The sequence below is a fragment of the Salipiger sp. 1_MG-2023 genome, from assembly GCF_030547555.1.
GTDB lineage: Bacteria > Pseudomonadota > Alphaproteobacteria > Rhodobacterales > Rhodobacteraceae > Salipiger.
In genome coordinates this window covers 43,908-61,474 of the sequence record NZ_JAUOQN010000007.1, presented here as the reverse complement: position 1 = coordinate 61,474, position 17,567 = coordinate 43,908, and the positions used below count along the sequence as shown (strand labels likewise).

Genomic DNA, 17,567 nt, shown 5'->3' with positions numbered 1-17,567 from the left:
TCGCTGTCCCTCTTCCTGCCCCGGTTCCCCCGGGGCGATTGGTCTTGCGTGCGGGTCGCCCCGCCAATCAGGTCGGGTAAGGGCCTACAGCCCCTGCCCCGGTTTCACGTCGCGCAGCTCCATCGCCTTGGCGGGGTCGCGGTACATCTGCGCCAGCACATTCTGGCGTTTCACATCCTTGCGGTGGCGCAGCGTCAGCACGATGGCCCCGATCATCGCAACCAGCAGGATCAGCCCCGACAGCTGGAAGGCAAGGAAGTAGCGGTCATAGACCAGCATCCCCAGCGCGGCGGTGTTCTGCACCCCCGCCGGCGCCGGTGCGCTCAGCTGACTGGCCGCCAGTTCGCTGGTTTCCCACGCGCCAAAGGCCATGCCCAGTTCCATCAGGAACACTAGGCCGATCAGCAGCGCCAGCGGCATGTATTTCGCCATGCCCGCCTTGAGCTCGGCAAAGTCGACGTCCAGCATCATCACCACGAACAGGAACAGCACCGCCACCGCGCCGACGTAGACGATCACCAGCAGCATCGCCACGAATTCCGCACCCAGCAGCACGAACAGCCCAGCCGAGCTGAGAAAGGCGAGGATCAACCACAGCACCGAATGCACCGGGTTGCGGCTGATGACGGTGAACAGCCCACCCACGATGGCGCAGAGGGCAAACAGGTAGAAGGCGAAAACCATCATGCTTCGTCATCCTTTGTGTCTTCCATGACCTCGCGCGCCAGTTCCATGGCGCGGGTCATGGCGGGTATGCCGGCAAACATCGACATATGCGCGATGGTCTCGGCGATCTCGTCCTTGGTGGCGCCCGCCTCGATCAGGTGGCGCACGGTCATGCGCACCGGGGTGTCGGCCTGCGCGCCCTGCATGGTCAGCCCCGCCAGCGTCAGCATCAACCGGGTCTTGGCATCCAGCCCGTCTTTCGACATGCCCTTGCCGAACCAGAACTCCATCATGTCCTTGGGCATGGTCGGCCAGAGCTTTTCATAACCCTTGGGCGAAAAGTTCTCGAGCGCGGGGTTGAAGGCCTTGGCCATTTCCTGCGCCTGCTGCATCATCAGTTCGAATGGTGTCTTGGCGTCGCTCATGCCCCGTCCTCCTCGGTCTTGCAGACCTCAATCGCCGCGTCGAGCGCGTTGACCATGGCGGGCATCCCGCCAGACAGCGCCATCTGCAACTCCCCCTGGCTCATCGGTAAGGCGCATCCAGTTCAAGGTTCCGCGCGATTTCGGCTTCCCAGCGGTCGCCGTTTTCCAGCAGCTTGGTCTTGTCGTAGAACAGCTCTTCGCGAGTCTCGGTGGAAAACTCGAAATTCGGACCTTCGACGATGGCATCCACCGGGCAGGCTTCCTGACAGAAGCCGCAGTAGATGCATTTCGTCATGTCGATGTCATAGCGCGTGGTACGGCGCGAGCCATCGTCGCGCGGCTCGGCGTCGATGGTGATGGCCTGCGCCGGGCAGATCGCCTCGCACAGCTTGCAGGCGATGCAGCGTTCCTCGCCGTTGGGATAACGGCGCAGCGCATGTTCGCCGCGGAACCGGGGCGAGAGATAGCCCTTTTCATGCGGGTAGTTCAGCGTCGGCTTGGGCGCGAAGAAATACTTCAGTCCAAGGCCGAAACCCTTGATGAAATCCACCAGCAGGAAGTATTTCGCGGCGCGGCCATAATCGATCTGGGTCATGCTTTATACTCCGGTCGTCCAGCGGGCGAACAGCCCCCAGAACCAGTCGAACCTTGCGGCAAATGCGGTGAAGACCACCCAGATGAGGCTGAACGGAAGGAACACCTTCCAGCCAAGCCGCATCAGCTGGTCGTAGCGGTAGCGCGGGGTGATCGCCTTCACCATCGCGAAGAGGAAGAAGAAGAACGCCATCTTGCCGACCATCCACAGCACGCCATCCGGCAGGCCGGGGATCGGCGACAGCCAGCCGCCGAAGAACAGCAGCGAGGTCAGCGCGCACATCAGGAAGATGGCGATGTATTCGCCCGCCATGAACAGCAGGAAGGGCGTTGCCGAATATTCCACCTGATAGCCCGCGACCAGTTCGGATTCCGCTTCGGGAAGGTCGAAGGGCGGGCGGTTGGTTTCGGCCAGCGCCGAGATGAAGAACAAAAACACCATCGGGAAATGCGGCAGCCAATACCAGCCAAAGAACCCCCAGCCGGTGTCCTGCGCCTGTACGATGGCGCTGAAATTCATCGAACCGGTCGAGATGATCACGCCGATGATGATCAGACCGATGCTGACCTCATAAGAGATCATCTGTGCTGCCGAGCGCAGCGAGCCGAGGAACGGGTATTTCGAGTTCGACGCCCAGCCCCCCATGATCACCCCGTAAACCTCAAGCGAGGAAATCGCAAAGACATACAGGATGGCGACGTTGATATCGGCCAGAACCCAGCCCTCGTTGAACGGGATCACCGCCCATGCGATCATCGCGCAGACAAAGGAAACCAGCGGCGCCATGATGAACACGGCCTTGTCAGAGCCCGCCGGGATCACCACTTCCTTGAGCACGTACTTGAGCGCGTCCGCCACCGATTGCAGGATCCCAAAGATCCCGACCACGTTGGGGCCCCGGCGCATCTGCACGGCGGCCCAGATCTTTCGGTCGCCATAGACCAGGAACAGCAACGAGATCATCACGAATGCCAGCACGGCCACGCACTGGGCGAGGATGATCACGAATGTCCCGAATGGGGTTGCAAAGAAATTTGCCATCAAGTGTCCCTCACACCATCGGTATTCCGTTCTCGGCACAGGCCAGAGCGACGACTTCGGCGTCGATGGTCTTGAGCCCTCGGGGCAGCGCCGCCGAGATCGTATAAACAGCATCTCCGCGCCAGAGACCACCCTCTTGCGCCACATTCGTGCGCAGATGCCGGGCGAATCCATATCCGCGAATAAGCGCGTATTGCGCCGCGACGCAATTCGCATAATCCTCAACGTCGCCGGTATCGCGGGCGCCGCGCATTTGCACGAGGAAACTTACCAGATCCCCGTCCAGAAGCCGCGTCTCGACCCCCTCATATTGCGGCATGAACGGCATTTCCTGCCGCGAGCTTGCCTCGCAGCCTGAAAGCACGACCAGCGCCGCAAAGGGGAGGAGACGCATCCGGTTCATTCTGCCGCCAGCGGCGCGCTACGACGGGCTTTCTGGTTCGCCGACAGCTCTGCCATCAGCACGCTGGACCGGGCGATCGGGTTGGTCAGCCAGTGATCCCTGATCGCGTAGCGGAACGAGGCCTCGCCAAGGCTGCCGGTCTCGGTCGGCGTCCAGTCGTTTTGCGCCACCTCGTCGATCTTGCCAAGATGCGGCACCTGCGCCACCAGCTTCTGGCGCAGCTGTGCCAGACTGTCCCACGGCAGCGTCGCGCCGATTTCGGCAGACAGCGCCCGCAGGATCGCCCAGTTTTCCTTGGCCTCACCCGGCGCGAAACAGGCGCGCATCGCCAGCTGCGGGCGGCCTTCGGTGTTCACGAACAGGCCGTTTTCCTCGGTATAGGCCGCGCCCGGCAGGATGACATCGGCGCGGTGTGCGCCCCGGTCGCCGTGGCTGCCTTGATAGATCACAAAGGCGCCCTCGTCCTGCGCCACCGCGTCGCTGCTTGCGCCCCCAGCGATTTCCACCTCGTCCGCGCCCAGCGACCAGATCACATCGGCGCCCTCGATGGCGGCAGGCAAGCCGCCCTCGGTGACAGCGCCAACGTCCAGCGCCCCGACGCGGCTGGCAGCGGTGTGCAGCACCATCAGCTTGCTGTGCGTATCGCTCGCCAGCTGCATCGCCGCAGCCAGAACCGCCGCGCCATCAGCTTCCTGCAACGCCCCCTGCCCGACGATGACCACCGACGGTGCGTCCAGCACCGCGCCGTGATCCGCATCCAGCAGCGAGGACAGCGCCGCGCGGTCGGTGCCGACATGGGCGTAGTCATAGGTCAGATCGACCGCTTCACCGACCAGCCCGATCTGGGCCCCGGCCAGCCATGCCTTGCGGATCCGCGCATTGAGCACCGGCGCTTCCTCGCGCGGGTTGGTGCCGATCAGCTGGATGAAGGCCGCATGGTCAAGATCTTCGATGCTGGCGGTGCCGACATATCCCGACCGATTTCCGGCAGGCAGCTTTGCGCCATCGGTGCGGCATTCGATGCTGCCGCCCAGCCCATCGAGGAGCGTCTTCAGCGAATAGATCGCCTCCACCGGGGCCAGATCACCGACAAGGCCAGCCACCTTGGACGCGCCCTTGAGCTTGTCGGCAACCAGCGCCAGCGCCTCGGGCCATGTCGCCGGGGTGAGCTTGCCATTCTTGCGGATATACGGCTTGTCGAGCCGCTGGCGGCGCAGACCGTCCCAGACAAAGCGCGACTTGTCCGACAGCCATTCCTCGTTGATGCCATCATGGTTGCGCGGCAGGAAGCGCATGACTTCGCGCCCCTTCGTATCGACCCGGATGTTCGAGCCAAGCGCATCCATCACATCGATGGATTCGGTCTTGGTGAGCTCCCACGGGCGGGCGGTAAAGGCATAGGGTTTGGACACCAGCGCGCCCACCGGGCACAGATCGATGATGTTGCCCTGAATGTTGGAATCCAGCGTCTGGTTCAGGTAGCTGGTGATCTCGGCATCTTCGCCGCGCCCGGTCTGACCCATCTGGGAAATCCCGGCAACCTCGGTGGTGAAGCGCACGCAGCGGGTGCAGGAAATGCAGCGCGTCATGTGGGTTTCGACCAGCGGCCCAAGATCAAGATCGTCCGACGCCCGCTTCGCCTCGCGGAAGCGCGAGAAATCAACGCCGTAAGCGACGGCCTGATCCTGAAGATCGCATTCGCCGCCCTGATCGCAGATCGGGCAGTCGAGCGGGTGGTTGATGAGCAGGAACTCCATCACCCCCTCGCGGGCCTTCTTGACCATCGGCGAGTTGGTCTTGATCACCGGCGGCGCGCCTTCCGGGCCGGGGCGCAGATCGCGCACCTGCATGGCGCAGCTTGCCGCGGGCTTGGGCGGTCCGCCCACCACCTCGACTAGGCACATGCGGCAGTTGCCCGCGATCGACAGGCGCTCGTGATAGCAAAAGCGCGGCACTTCGATCCCGGCTTCTTCGCAGGCCTGGATCAGCGTCATGGCGGGGTCGACCTCGATTTCGGCCCCGTCGATGATGATCTTGCGCAGGTCAGTCATTGGCATCTTCCCAACAGAATTTCCCCGGGGCCCTTTGGCCCGACGCGGCGCAGGCTCGGACAGCCCGCCTCATTTCGCCCTGAGAAGCACGCCGATCTGCGTGCCCTTCTCGATTTCTTCAAGCCCGACGCGGCAGTAACCCTCTGCCTCGCCAAGCGTAACCCCTCTGGATGTCAGCCAGGCCTCGCCCTCGGCGCGATACCTGCGCTTCTCGTCCTTCGAGGTGACGTAATCGTCGATCTCGTCATCGCTGAAACCCTGCGCGCGCGCCGAGTCCTTCAGCGATGCCAGATAGGCAAAGGCAGTGATCATCCGCGCGTCGATGTCGTCGCAGACATTGCGGATCTCATCGGCGATGCCAACGGCCAGAAGGCCGCGATGTATTTCATCGACCTCGCCCAGCGTCGTGGGGCGCGCCTGCCCGGTGGCGGGCAGCGCGGCCAGACAGATCAGCGAAGCAGTGGCAAACAGTCGGGTCATGGTCTCTCTCCGGTTGCTGGCGAGGGCAACGCCCCCGGTGCCGCACACCCTGCGCCGACCGGCCCCGGCCTTCCAGTCACGCCCCCGCGAGCGCGCGGCGATATGCAGGCTTTTGCTCACTCGACGCACCGCCCCTGAAACACCACTCTGTTGTCGTCGATCGGCAATTGGCCCTGCGGCGTGTCCGGCCCGATCTGCCAGTCGATGTCCGACGTGCCGAGATAGGACATGCAATAGACCGTACCCTGATAACGCGCCGCGCTGCTTGCCCCGTCGATCGAGGCGCTGACCGGCCCGCCGGTGGACACGAATTGCGACCGATCGGCCTTGCTCGCCTTGACCTTACCGTCGAAGGTGACGCCGCCATATTCGATGCCGGTCTTGCTGGAGCAGGCCGCAAGCCCCGAGAGCAGCAGCGCCGCCAGAGTGATCCGCAAGATGCGTGTCTGTCGCACGGCGCCCCTCACTCGGCAGCCACGGCGCTGACGCGGCCGGTCTTCTTGTATTTGATGCGGTCTTCGATCTCGTTGCGGAAATGCCGGATCAGACCCTGAATCGGCCAGGCCGCCGCATCGCCAAGCGCGCAGATCGTGTGGCCTTCGACCTGCTTGGTCACGTCGAGCAGCATGTCGATTTCCTCGACCTCGGCCTCCCCGGTCACCAGACGATCCATCACCCGCATCATCCAGCCGGTGCCCTCGCGGCAAGGCGTACACTGACCGCAGCTTTCATGCTTGAAGAACTTGGACAGCCGCCACACGGCTTTGATCACATCGGTATTCTGATCCATGACGATCATGCAGCCGGTGCCAAAGGACGACTTGTTCTCGCGCATCCAGTCGAAATCAAAGATCGCGTCTTCGAGCGAGGCCTTCGGCAGCACCGGACAGGACGCCCCGCCGGGGATGATCGCCTTGAGATTGTCCCAGCCGCCGCGCACACCGCCGCCATGCTTTTCGATGATCTCGCGCACCGACATCGACATCTCTTCCTCGAACACCGAGGGGGTGTTGACGTGGCCGGTCAGCGCCATCAGCTTGGTGCCCGAGTTGTTCTTGCGCCCGAAGCCCGAGAACCACGATGCGCCGCGCCGCAGGATGGTCGGGCAGACGGCGATGGATTCAACATTGTTCACCGTGGTCGGGCACCCGTAAAGCCCCGATCCCGCCGGGAATGGCGGCTTCATCCGGGGCATGCCCTTCTTGCCTTCAAGGCTTTCCAGCAACGAGGTTTCCTCGCCGCAGATATAGGCCCCGGCGCCGTGATGCAGATACAGATCGAAATCCCAGCCCGACCCGGCGGCGTTCTTGCCCAGAAGCCCGGCGTCATAGCATTCGTCGATCGCCGCCTGCAGCGCCTCTTTCTCGCGGATATATTCGCCGCGGATATAGATATACGACGTATGCGCCTGCATCGCGAAGCTGGCGATCAGCGCGCCCTCGATCAGCGTGTGCGGATCGTGGCGCATGATCTCGCGGTCCTTGCAGGTCGCGGGCTCGGATTCGTCGGCGTTGATCACCAGATAGGCCGGGCGACCGTCGGATTCCTTGGGCATGAACGACCATTTGAGCCCGGTCGGGAAGCCCGCGCCGCCGCGTCCGCGCAGACCGCTGGCTTTCATCTCGTCGATGATCCAGTCGCGGCCCTTGCCGATGATCTGTGCCGTCCCATCCCAATGGCCACGCATTTTCGCGCCCGCGAGCGAGCGGTCATGCATGCCGTACAGGTTGGTGAAAATGCGGTCCTCGTCCTTCAGCATCGCATCACTCCTCGTTCGAGCGGTCCTTCTGGCGCGCACGCCAGAGCCCGTAGATCATCCAAATCGCCGTCCCGAACCCGGCGAGCGCCGCCAGATCAAAGAAAGCCCGTGTGCGCTGGGTCCAGCCCAGCAGATCGCCCGCCACTGTGGCGGCGATCCAGGCAAGGCCGGTTCCGGCGATCAGCAGCGCGATCACGCGCCCTTGCCGGTTATGTCGGTCCTTGCCGGTCATTCGTTCGCCTTGCGGCGCCTTTGCAGACGCCGCCCTTTTCCAAACCCTACGAGGCGCCAGTCCGGGCGCCGGACGCAAGCGTCCTCGCCTGCCCGACCCAGTCATCGCGCGACACCCTGCCCCGGAAGCCCTTCAGATTGTCATCCATCCAGGCAATTTCCGGTGCGTTCCATTCGGCGATCTGCTCAAAGCTCCAGACCCCCAGTTCGTTCAGTTGCGCTTCGAGCGCCGGGCCGATGCCCTTGATCTGGCGCAGATCGTCAGCGCCGCCCGCCGGCCTGTCGCGCGCTTCGGGGCGCTGCTCATCTGCCACCGCCTCGTAACGCCAGCTGCCCTTGCGGCTGGCGAGCTCCTGCTCGCCCGCAAGCGGCTTGCTTGCCGTGATCAGCGGGGCCTCGGCGGGCTTTTCTGCCACCGAGGCCGGCGCCGCCACATCGGGGGCAATGACCGGGTCAGACGCGGGCTCTTGGGCAACCGGCGCCTGCGGCGTAACCTTGGGCGCCGGAATCGGCGAGGGCTTGAGCGCGGTCAGCTGTGGCACCGGCGCTCCCAGCCAGACCAGCAGCGCCCCCAGCAGCAGCGCGGCGATCAGACCCAGCAGCAATGCCGCGAAAAATCCCTTGCTGGCGATCCCGAACAGAAACACCAGCGCACCGGCGATGCCGGCGGCAATATAGGTGTTCTTGCTGTTTGCTGCGTTCATCGAAGCTTTGCCCATGTTCCTGTCTCCCCCCGGGTTGCAGCCGCCCCTCGGGCGGCAAGGTAGCCCTTTCTACCCTTTATCGCCCTCCGCCGGGTTTTCGACCTTGGTCGCGTTTTCCACCGGCGCTTCGCGCTTGTCGATGCCGGTCTCATCTGCTGGCGCCCCTTCGGACAGCTGCGGCGTGTGCAGATCCGGTTCGGCGTCGCCCTTTTCGTGGCTGCGATCGCGCCACGGCGTGCGCAGCGGCACCTCGGTGCCGTCGATGCGTTTCACCGTATCGCCGATGGCAAGCGCCAGCTCGACCGAGGCGTTGTGATCCATCCGGCCTTCGACATGGTCGGTCAGCACCACCGGCCCGCCCAGCGGTTCCGATGCAAAGCGCCCGTTCTGCGGCCCCGGTGCCGGCACCTCGCCCGCCGCAAGTTTATCAAGGATCTCCGTCAGCTTCTCGGCGGTCAGATCCTCGTAGTAATCCTTGCCGATCTGCGCCATCGGCGCGTTGGCGCAGGAGCCGAGGCATTCCACCTCTTCCCAGCTGAACTTGCCATCGGCCGAGACCATATGCGCCTTTGGGGCGATCTTGTCCTTGCACACCGCCATCAGGTCTTCGGCGCCGCAGATCATGCAGGTGGTGGTGCCACAGATCTGCACATGGGCGATGCTGCCCACCGGTTGCAGCTGGAACATGAAGTAAAACGTCGCCACCTCGAGCACGCGGATATAGGCCAGCCCCAGCATCTCGGCGACGGTTTCAATCGCCGGGCGCGACAGCCAGCCTTCCTGTTCCTGCGCGCGCCACAGCAGCGGGATCACCGCCGAGGCCTGACGGCCCTCGGGGTATTTGCTGATCTGGCCCTCGGCCCATGCGAGGTTGGCATCGGTGAAGGCGAAGCTTTCAGGCTGGTCGGGATGAAGACGGCGAAGCATCGGCGGGATGGCCTCTCAACTGTGGATCATGTCCGCGCGGGGCGCGGCTGCCCTGACGGGCAAGAACGGGTTATCGGCGACGCGCATCCGGTCAGCCAGCGGCGACGGGCGCGAGGGCGGGTTCGGGGGCGGGCGCAACCGGGGCGCAGCGTCCGGTGACAAGGCGCAGGCCACCGCCGTCAAGCGGCACCGCATCGCCCGCCTTGACCTTGTATTGCGCGATCAGTCGCACCTCGTCTCGGCTCAGCCCGGTCTGAAGCTCGACCGGCAGATAGTCGGCCTCGGTCACCAGATCGCAGCCGATCGAGGCGACCGCATCATCAAAGGCCAGCAGATCGGCCTTGTCCGTGCCCTCGGGCGGCAATGCCAGCACGCATCCCGCAACAGCGGCGATGGGCAACAAGGCCAGAGTTTTCTTCAACATCACGGGTCCACGGTCCTTTGGTCTTGTCTTGCGCCTTGGCGGTTCCCCACGCGGCGGATGAGCGGGGCGGCGCGCCACCCCTGCCAGATCAGCGGTCGACCTCGCCGAACACGATATCGAGCGAGCCGAGCACAGCCGCCACGTCGGCGAGCTGGTGCCCCTTGCACAGGTAATCCATCGATTGCAGATGCAGAAACCCCGGCGCGCGCAGCTTGGCGCGATACGGCTTGTTGCTGCCATCCGCCACGAGGTAGACGCCGAATTCGCCCTTCGGTGCCTCGACACAGGCGTAGATCTCGCCCGCCGGAACGTGAAAGCCCTCGGTGTAAAGCTTGAAGTGGTGGATGAGCGCCTCCATCGAGGTCTTCATCTCGCTCCGCTTCGGCGGCGTCACCTTGCCACGGGCCAGCACATCGCCCTGATTTTCCGGCAGGCGCAGCTTGTCGATGGCCTGCTTCATGATCTTCACGCTCTCGCGCATCTCGGCCATGCGGCAAAGATAGCGGTCATAGCAATCGCCGTTCTTGCCGACGGGGATCTGGAAGTCGAACTCGTCGTAGCATTCATAGGGCTGGGCGCGGCGCAGATCCCACGCAAGGCCAGAGCCACGCACCATGACACCGGAATAGCCGTAATCCTGAATGTCCTGTTCGGTCACAATGCCGATGTCGGCATTGCGCTGCTTGAAGATGCGGTTCTCGGTCAGCAGCCCGTCGATGTCATCGAGCATCTTCGGAAAGGTGCCGCACCATGCCTCGATATCGTCGATCAGCGCGGGCGGCAGATCCTGATGCACCCCGCCGGGCCGGAAATAGGCGGCGTGCAGACGCGCACCGCTGGCCCGCTCGTAGAAGATCATCAGCTTCTCGCGTTCCTCGAAGCCCCAGAGCGGCGGCGTCAGCGCGCCGACATCCATGGCCTGCGTGGTCACGTTCAGCAGGTGGTTCAGGATGCGCCCGATCTCGCAATACAGCACGCGGATCAGCTGGGCGCGGCGCGGAACCTCGGTGCCGGTGAGCCGCTCGATGGCCAGGCACCAGGCATGTTCCTGATTCATCGTGCCAACGTAATCGAGCCGGTCGAAATACGGCAGGTTCTGCAGGTAGGTGCGGCTTTCCATCAGCTTTTCGGTGCCGCGATGCAGCAGGCCGATATGCGGATCGCAGCGCTCGACGATTTCGCCGTCAAGCTCCAGCACCAGCCGCAGCACGCCATGCGCCGCCGGGTGTTGCGGCCCGAAGTTGATGTTGAAGTTGCGGATCTGCTGCTCGCCGGACAGCGCGTCCACGCTGCCGTCGTCGAATTTGGAGCCGTCCATCATTTCAGACCTCTCACACGGGGGCGGGACAGATCTTCGCTCGAAGATCGATCAGCGCGGGCGGTACACAGATTTCTCGCACGAGAAACCCTGGGCTCGGGCAAAGCGGGCATCACTTCGCCTCGGCCTTCTCATCGCCGGGAAGGATGTAGTTTGCGCCTTCCCACGGCGACATGAAATCGAACTGGCGGTATTCCTGCACCAGCTTCACCGGCTCGTAAACGACGCGCTTGAGCTCTTCGTCATAGCGCACCTCGACATAGCCGGTGGTCGGAAAATCCTTGCGCAGCGGGTGGCCGCGGAAGCCGTAATCGGTGAGGATGCGGCGCAGGTCCGGGTGGCCCGAGAAGATGATCCCGAACATGTCGAACACCTCGCGTTCGAACCAGTCCGCCGACGGGTGCACCTTGGTGATCGAGGGCACGGTCTCGCCGTCGCGTGCCGAAACCCGCAGACGCACGCGATGGTTCTGGTACATCGACAGGAAGTGATAGACCACATCGAAGCGCTTGGCCCGCTCGGGGTAATCAACCGCGGTGATATCGACCAGCGACGAAAACCGGCAGGACGCATCGCCCTTGAGAAACTCGACAAAGCCCGCGATGTTCGCTGGCGCCACGTCGATGGTCAGCTCGCCAAACGCCACTTCCCAGCCGATCACGCAATCGGGGCGTTTCATCTCGATATGGCCGCCAAGGTCCTTGAGTGCCTGTGTCATGCCTCTGCTCTCCTCAGCGCACGATGGTGCCGGTGCGGCGGATCTTTTTCTGAAGCGCCATCAGCCCGTACATCAGCGCCTCGGCCGTCGGCGGGCAGCCGGGCACATAGACATCGACCGGAACGATGCGATCGCAGCCGCGCACCACCGAATAGCTGTAATGGTAATAACCGCCGCCATTGGCGCAGGATCCCATCGAGATCACGTAGCGCGGCTCGGGCATCTGATCGTAGACCTTGCGCAGCGCCGGGGCCATCTTGTTGGTCAGCGTACCAGCAACGATCATCAGGTCAGACTGGCGCGGGCTGGCGCGCGGAGCGGTGCCGAAACGTTCCAGATCGTAGCGCGGCATCGAGCTGTGCATCATCTCGACGGCGCAGCAGGCAAGGCCGAAGGTCATCCAGTGCAGCGAGCCGGTGCGCGCCCAATTGATCACATCATCGACCGAGGTCAGCAGGAAGCCCTTGTCGGACAATTCGCGATTGAGTGCCTGCGTGGCGACCTCACGGTCGCCGCCAGCGGTATTCGCCCCTGTCATCACTCCCATTCCAGCGCCCCTTTCTTCCATTCATAGGCAAAGCCTGCGGTGAGCACCGCCAGAAACACCATCATCGACCAGAAGCCGGCGTCGCTGACATCCTTGAACGCCGTGGCCCACGGAAAAAGAAAGGCGATCTCGAGATCGAAGATGATGAACAGGATCGACACCAGATAGAACCGGACGTCGAATTTCATCCGCGCATCGTCGAATGCATTGAAGCCGCATTCATAGGCCGACACTTTCTCGGGATCCGGATGGCGCACCGCAAGCACCACGGCGGCGAGGATGAGAATGGCGCCTAGCGCGATTGCGACGGCGAGGAACACGAGGATCGGGAGGTACTCCCGCAGCAACTCTTCCACTGGCTGGCTCCTTGCACAGGGGCACCGATTGTCCGGCGCTGGGACCATGGCGATCTTGCCTTGCTGACCCCTGATCTATCGCTGGTCTAGCGCGGGGTCAACAAGCTCAGAGAATATTCAGAAAAGGTGAACGTCATATTTTTCAGAAGGATACCGGGGATCTCTGGCCAATAGCGACACATATTGGGATTTTTGTTCTTTGCTGGCGGATAGATATCCGGCGTGCAGACGTGCGTTGCGCAGACTCGGTGGTGCAGACTCAGCGGCTCAGGACCACGAGGGCCAGCGCCGTCATCACCGCCCCAAGAGGCGCCCAGAGCTGCCGCTCGATCGGCTTGCGCGATGCCGCGTGCAGCAGCGTCAGGGCCAGTTGCAACGCCAGCGCCGTCCAGCCGCTGTGGCGCGGCCAGCCCAGCCCCGGAAACCCGGCGGCCGACACGATGGCCAGCGCCAGAAGCCCGTAGACCGGCACGTGGATCAGCGACTGCGCCCGCCCGGTGCGCGCTGCCGGGGCCGCCGCCGCCCAAGGGGCCCCGACCGCCAGCGCCAGATGGAAGACCATGATCGCTCCGCAGAGCGTTGCATATAAATGGGCGATCTGAACGGTCACCGCCTCTGTCCCCGTTTGCGCGCCCTAGCCCGCCACGCGGCATGTCCGCGCAACCTCCGACCTCAGGCCCATGGCGCCGGGCGCTTGTCGAAAAACGCCGAGATGCCGCTGCGGGCTTCGTCGGTTTCCCAGCGGGCGGCAAGCGCGTCGATGGCCATGTCGACCTGTTCCGGCGTCACCTGTCCGGCCAGCGCGTTCAGCAGCGCCTTGGCCTCGCGCACCGCCTGCGGCGCACAGGACAGATACGGCGCGATCTCGGCCTCGAGCGCCGCGTCCAGCGCCTCGGGGGCGACGCAGCGGGTGAGCAGCCCAAGCCGCACCGCCTCGGTCGCACCAAAGATCCGCCCGTTCATGAACACCTCACGCGCCGCCCGCGCCCCCATCTTCGCCACCACGAAGGGCCCGATATTAGCCGGGATCAGCCCCAGCCTGACCTCGGTAAAGCCCAGCTTTGCCGTCTCGACCCCGACCGTAACATCGCAAACCGAGATCAGCCCAACGCCGCCGCCAAGGGCATTGCCCTGCACCCGCCCGATCAGCGGCTGTGGCAGCCCTGCCAGCGCCTGCAGCGCCGACGCAATCCGCCGCGATTCCGTGCGGCGGGTCGCGCCATCCATGTCGAACTGCGCCTGCATCCATGCCAGATCGCCCCCGGCGCAAAAGCTCTTGCCCTCGGCGGCAAGCACCACGACGCGCACCGTTTCATCACCGGCCAACGCGGCGCAGGCGGCTTCGATCTCGCCCATCATCGCGGCCGACAGGGCGTTGTGCTTTTCGGCGCGGCTCAGCCACAGTGTCGCCACCCCGCGCGCGTCGCGCTCTATGCGAACCTCAGTCATGTTGCCCCCCGCATGGCGCGGGCCAATGCCGCCGCCTCGTTTAGCACCGATGCGTCAAGCCCGGTGTCATATCCCAGCGCCGCCAGCCGCGCCGCCAGCACCTCGGTTGCCACGTTGCCCGCCGCGCCCGGCGCATAGGGGCAGCCGCCAAGCCCGCCGACCGCCGCGTCGAACACCCGCAGCCCACGCGACAGGGCGACCTGCACATTGGCCAGCGCCTGCCCGCCGGTGTCGTGGAAATGCCCCGCCAGCGCCGAGGCCTCGACCTCGCCGAGCACCGCCGCCAGCATCGCGTCCACCGCCTCGGGGGTGCCGCGCCCGATGGTATCGCCGAGCGAGACCTCGTAGCAGCCCATCGCCCGCAACGCGCCCGCAACCCGCGCCGCCGCCATAGGGGCCACCGCGCCATCGTAAGGGCATTCCACCACGCAGGAGACATAGCCGCGCACCGGCACGCCCCGGTCCTGCGCCGCCTGCGCCACCGGGCGGAACCGCGCGAGGCTTTCCTCGATCGAGGCGTTGATATTGGCGCGGCTGAACCCCTCGGAGGCCGAGCCAAAGATCGCCACCTCGTCCGCCCCCGCCGCCATCGCCGCCTCGAACCCCTTCATGTTGGGGGTCAGCGCCGTATAAGACACCCCCGGCGCCCGCGTGATTCCCGCCAGCACCTCGGCCGAGCTTGCCATCTGCGGCACCCATTTCGGGCTGACGAAACTGGCGCATTCGATGCGTTTGAACCCGGCGCGCGACAGGCAATCGACCAGCGCGATTTTTTCCGCCGCCGGGATCTGGCGCGCCTCGTTCTGCAAGCCGTCGCGCGGCCCGACCTCGAAGATTTCGACGTAACCGCTCATCGCGCCCCCCTGCTGCTGCTCATGCCAGCTCCCACGCCGGATAGAACGGCTTTGCATATAGCGGCTGCTCACCGCCCGGAAGCGCCGCCTTGAAGGCGGGGCGCGCGGTGATCCGGGCATACCAATCCGCAACGCGCGATACGCCGTCGAGCGCCGCGAAATGCCCCGCCATATACACCGCCTGCCCGACCGCCACATCCGCCGCCGTGAAATCGCCCAGCAGATGGGCGCGCCCGGCCAGCCGCGCCTCGATCGCCGCGTAGCATTTGCCCAGCCGCTTTGCCTCAAGCTGCATGATGATGGGCGAGCGCATGGCATCCTCGCGCAGCATGATGTGCTGCTGGGTCAGGGTCGCGCAATGCTGGCTGATGGTTTCCGCGAAATGCAGCCACGACAGCCAGTCGGCCCGCTGCGCATCGCCCGGCGCGCGCCACAGCGGCCCCGGATGAAGCTCGCACAGGTACTCCATCATCGCGAGGCTTTCGAACAGCACCGCGCCGTCGATTTCCAGCGCCGGCACCCGCCCCGCCGGGGACAGCGCCAGATAGGCGTCGGATCGCAGTGAGCGATCGAACGGGTGGAAGATCACCTCGTGCTCAAGCCCGAGTTCGTGCAGCAGCCACAGCACCCGCATAGAGCGGGATTGCGGCACGTGGTGCAGACGGATCACGCCTCTTCCTCCAGCCGGATCAGCGCCGCGCCCGCCTCGACCTGCGCGCCGGGCGCGACCAGAAGCTCGGCGATGATGCCATCGCGCGCGGCGGTCAGCGTGTGTTCCATCTTCATCGCCTCGAGCACCGCAAGCCGGTCGCCCGCCTGCACCGCCTGCCCCACGCTGGCCAGAACCGCGACCACCCGCCCCGGCATCGGCGCTTCGATCAGGTTGCCTGACGCGCCCGCCGCCGCCGCCCGTGCCAGCGGATCGATGATGCGGAACACCGCGCCGCCGCCGTGGAACAGCGTTACCGTCTGGCCATCGCGCAGCAACTCTGGCGCGGGGCCACCGCCGATGCGCCAGCCAGCGCCGATACGCTCGGCCAACACAAGGTCTTCGCCCAGCGTCACCTCGATACGATGGGCCGAGATCACCCGCAGAACCGCCGAGATCTCTTCGCCGTCATGTTCCAGAACCACAGTCCGCGCCAACGGCTGCCACAGCGTCAGCCCGGCCAGCGCCGGTGCGACTTCCCACAGACCCGCCGCGCAGATCGCCGCCTGCGCCACCAGCGCTGCGGGGGTTGGCGCCTGCGCAGTCAGCTCGGCCAGATCGCGCCCGATCAGCCCGGTATCGACCTCGCCGCGCGCAAAGCCTTCGTGCCGGGACAGCGCGCCCAGAAAGGCAAGGTTGGTCACCGTTCCGGCCACCTGCGTTTGCGCCAGCCCCTGCGCCAGCTTGCGCAGCGCGATGTTGCGGGTTGGGCCGTGCACGATGACCTTGGCGATCATCGGATCGTAATGCGGCGAGATCACATCCCCGGCGCGCACCCCGCTATCGGCCCGCAGCTGCGGCGGGAAGCGCAGCGCCGACAACCGCCCTGTTGCCGGCAAGAACCCCGCCGGCACGTCCTCGGCATAAAGCCGCGCCTCAAAGGCGTGGCCGGTGATGGTCAGGTCCTCCTGGGCGCAGGGCAAGGGCTCCCCCGCCGCCACCCGCAGCTGCCATTCCACCAGATCGACGCCGGTGATCGCCTCGGTCACCGGATGTTCGACCTGAAGGCGCGTGTTCATCTCCATGAACCAGAAGCCATCGGGGCGCAGCCCGTCCGAGCCATCGACGATGAATTCCACCGTGCCCGCGCCCTTGTAGCCGATCGCCTCGGCGGCGCGCACCGCTGCCGCACCCATCGCGTCGCGCATCTCGAGCGTCATGCCGGGCGCGGGCGCTTCCTCGATGACCTTCTGATGCCGCCGTTGCAGCGAACAGTCGCGTTCGAACAGATGCACGGCGCGGGTGCCATCGCCAAACACCTGCACTTCGATATGGCGCGGCGCGGTGACGAATTTCTCGATCAGAACCGCCGGGTTGCCAAAGGCCCCGCGCGCCTCGCCCTGCGCCGAGGCCAGCGCATCGGCAAAGCCCGCCGCGCTGTCGACCAGCCGCATCCCCTTGCCACCGCCGCCCGCAACCGCCTTGATCAGCACCGGATAGCCGATCTGCTGTGCCTGCTGCGCCAGAAACGCTGCGTCCTGTTCCGCGCCGTGATAGCCCGGCACCACCGGCACGCCGGCCTCGTGCATCAGCCGCTTGGCCGCGTCCTTGAGCCCCATCGCCCGGATCGCCGCCGCGCCCGGCCCGACAAACACCAGACCCGCCGCCTCGACCGCATCGACGAAATCGGGGTTTTCGGACAGGAAACCATAGCCCGGATGAATCGCCCCCGCCCCTGTATCCAGCGCCGCCTTGATGATGACATCGCCGCGCAGATAGCTTTCGCCCGGAGACGCGCCGCCGATGCACACCGCCGCGTCGGCCATGGCGACATGCTTGGCCCCGGCATCCACATCGGAATGCACCGCGACGCAGCGCAGCCCCATGGCGCGCGCGGTTTCCATCACCCGGCAGGCGATCTCGCCCCGGTTGGCGATCAACACCGTGTCAAACATCTCAGACCCTCCCGC

Annotated in this window: 21 protein-coding genes and 1 pseudogene; all 22 read right to left on the bottom strand. The window is 65.2% G+C overall.

Translation table 11 applies throughout. The features are described from left to right. Positions 1-84: 84 nt before the first annotated feature. Positions 85-687: an NADH-quinone oxidoreductase subunit J gene (locus tag Q4543_RS05530; protein ID WP_216004020.1), complete on the bottom strand. Its 603-nt coding sequence runs from the start codon at positions 685-687 to the stop codon at positions 85-87. Further along, positions 684-1,091 carry a carboxymuconolactone decarboxylase family protein gene (locus Q4543_RS05525; RefSeq protein WP_216004019.1) on the bottom strand — a complete coding sequence of 136 codons (408 nt, stop codon included), beginning with the start codon at positions 1,089-1,091 and terminating at the stop codon, positions 684-686. The genes Q4543_RS05530 and Q4543_RS05525 overlap by 4 nt, the downstream gene beginning before the upstream one ends. A 100-nt stretch (positions 1,092-1,191) precedes the next feature. Continuing rightward, entirely contained in the window at positions 1,192-1,686 is a 495-nt protein-coding gene (gene nuoI / locus Q4543_RS05520; protein ID WP_216004018.1) for an NADH-quinone oxidoreductase subunit NuoI, read from the bottom strand. 3 nt (positions 1,687-1,689) lie between these two features. After that, positions 1,690-2,727, bottom strand: a complete 1,038-nt coding sequence (gene nuoH / locus Q4543_RS05515; protein ID WP_303436777.1) for an NADH-quinone oxidoreductase subunit NuoH — start codon at positions 2,725-2,727, stop codon at positions 1,690-1,692. Positions 2,728-2,737: 10 nt separating this feature from the next. Further along, on the bottom strand, positions 2,738-3,130 hold the full coding sequence (locus Q4543_RS05510; RefSeq protein ID WP_216004016.1) for a hypothetical protein: 393 nt from the start codon (positions 3,128-3,130) through the stop codon (positions 2,738-2,740). After that, positions 3,127-5,181 carry an NADH-quinone oxidoreductase subunit NuoG gene (gene nuoG / locus Q4543_RS05505; protein ID WP_303436775.1) on the bottom strand — a complete coding sequence of 685 codons (2,055 nt, stop codon included), beginning with the start codon at positions 5,179-5,181 and terminating at the stop codon, positions 3,127-3,129. Before nuoG ends, Q4543_RS05510 begins: the two co-directional genes overlap by 4 nt. A 69-nt stretch (positions 5,182-5,250) precedes the next feature. Beyond that, positions 5,251-5,661 carry a DUF5333 domain-containing protein gene (locus Q4543_RS05500; RefSeq protein ID WP_216004014.1) on the bottom strand — a complete coding sequence of 137 codons (411 nt, stop codon included), beginning with the start codon at positions 5,659-5,661 and terminating at the stop codon, positions 5,251-5,253. Between the two features lie 116 nt (positions 5,662-5,777). Then, positions 5,778-6,116, bottom strand: coding sequence for a hypothetical protein (locus Q4543_RS05495; protein ID WP_216004013.1), 339 nt, complete (start codon positions 6,114-6,116; stop codon positions 5,778-5,780). 8 nt (positions 6,117-6,124) lie between these two features. After that, entirely contained in the window at positions 6,125-7,420 is a 1,296-nt protein-coding gene (nuoF, locus tag Q4543_RS05490; RefSeq protein WP_216004012.1) for an NADH-quinone oxidoreductase subunit NuoF, read from the bottom strand. A gap of 4 nt (positions 7,421-7,424) precedes the next feature. Beyond that, the gene (locus Q4543_RS05485; RefSeq protein ID WP_216004011.1) at positions 7,425-7,652 is read right to left on the bottom strand and encodes a DUF5337 domain-containing protein; all 228 of its coding nucleotides are present in this window, start codon (positions 7,650-7,652) and stop codon (positions 7,425-7,427) included. A 46-nt stretch (positions 7,653-7,698) separates the two neighbouring features. Then, entirely contained in the window at positions 7,699-8,370 is a 672-nt protein-coding gene (locus Q4543_RS05480) for an endonuclease (RefSeq protein ID WP_303436772.1), read from the bottom strand. Between the two features lie 87 nt (positions 8,371-8,457). Beyond that, positions 8,458-9,282: pseudogene (gene nuoE, locus Q4543_RS05475) on the bottom strand (NADH-quinone oxidoreductase subunit NuoE); the annotation flags it as partial. Positions 9,283-9,373: 91 nt separating this feature from the next. Beyond that, on the bottom strand, positions 9,374-9,706 hold the full coding sequence (locus Q4543_RS05470; RefSeq protein WP_303436771.1) for a hypothetical protein: 333 nt from the start codon (positions 9,704-9,706) through the stop codon (positions 9,374-9,376). An 88-nt stretch (positions 9,707-9,794) separates the two neighbouring features. Then, positions 9,795-11,027: an NADH-quinone oxidoreductase subunit D gene (locus tag Q4543_RS05465; RefSeq protein ID WP_303436770.1), complete on the bottom strand. Its 1,233-nt coding sequence runs from the start codon at positions 11,025-11,027 to the stop codon at positions 9,795-9,797. Between the two features lie 109 nt (positions 11,028-11,136). After that, positions 11,137-11,742 carry an NADH-quinone oxidoreductase subunit C gene (locus tag Q4543_RS05460; protein ID WP_216004007.1) on the bottom strand — a complete coding sequence of 202 codons (606 nt, stop codon included), beginning with the start codon at positions 11,740-11,742 and terminating at the stop codon, positions 11,137-11,139. A gap of 13 nt (positions 11,743-11,755) precedes the next feature. Continuing rightward, positions 11,756-12,289, bottom strand: a complete 534-nt coding sequence (locus Q4543_RS05455) for an NADH-quinone oxidoreductase subunit B family protein (RefSeq protein ID WP_216004006.1) — start codon at positions 12,287-12,289, stop codon at positions 11,756-11,758. Further along, entirely contained in the window at positions 12,280-12,645 is a 366-nt protein-coding gene (locus Q4543_RS05450) for an NADH-quinone oxidoreductase subunit A (protein ID WP_216004005.1), read from the bottom strand. Before Q4543_RS05450 ends, Q4543_RS05455 begins: the two co-directional genes overlap by 10 nt. A 259-nt stretch (positions 12,646-12,904) precedes the next feature. Next, complete coding sequence (locus Q4543_RS05445) at positions 12,905-13,207, bottom strand: hypothetical protein (protein WP_303436769.1); 303 nt, start codon at positions 13,205-13,207, stop codon at positions 12,905-12,907. 110 nt (positions 13,208-13,317) lie between these two features. Beyond that, the gene (locus tag Q4543_RS05440) at positions 13,318-14,094 is read right to left on the bottom strand and encodes a crotonase/enoyl-CoA hydratase family protein (RefSeq protein WP_303436768.1); all 777 of its coding nucleotides are present in this window, start codon (positions 14,092-14,094) and stop codon (positions 13,318-13,320) included. Beyond that, complete coding sequence (locus tag Q4543_RS05435) at positions 14,091-14,948, bottom strand: hydroxymethylglutaryl-CoA lyase (RefSeq protein ID WP_303436767.1); 858 nt, start codon at positions 14,946-14,948, stop codon at positions 14,091-14,093. Before Q4543_RS05435 ends, Q4543_RS05440 begins: the two co-directional genes overlap by 4 nt. A 19-nt stretch (positions 14,949-14,967) precedes the next feature. Continuing rightward, a complete protein-coding gene (locus tag Q4543_RS05430) occupies positions 14,968-15,618 on the bottom strand; it encodes a glutathione S-transferase family protein (protein WP_303436766.1) in 651 nt (216 codons plus the stop codon). Continuing rightward, positions 15,615-17,552 carry a biotin carboxylase N-terminal domain-containing protein gene (locus tag Q4543_RS05425; protein WP_303436765.1) on the bottom strand — a complete coding sequence of 646 codons (1,938 nt, stop codon included), beginning with the start codon at positions 17,550-17,552 and terminating at the stop codon, positions 15,615-15,617. Before Q4543_RS05425 ends, Q4543_RS05430 begins: the two co-directional genes overlap by 4 nt. Positions 17,553-17,567 lie beyond the last annotated feature (15 nt).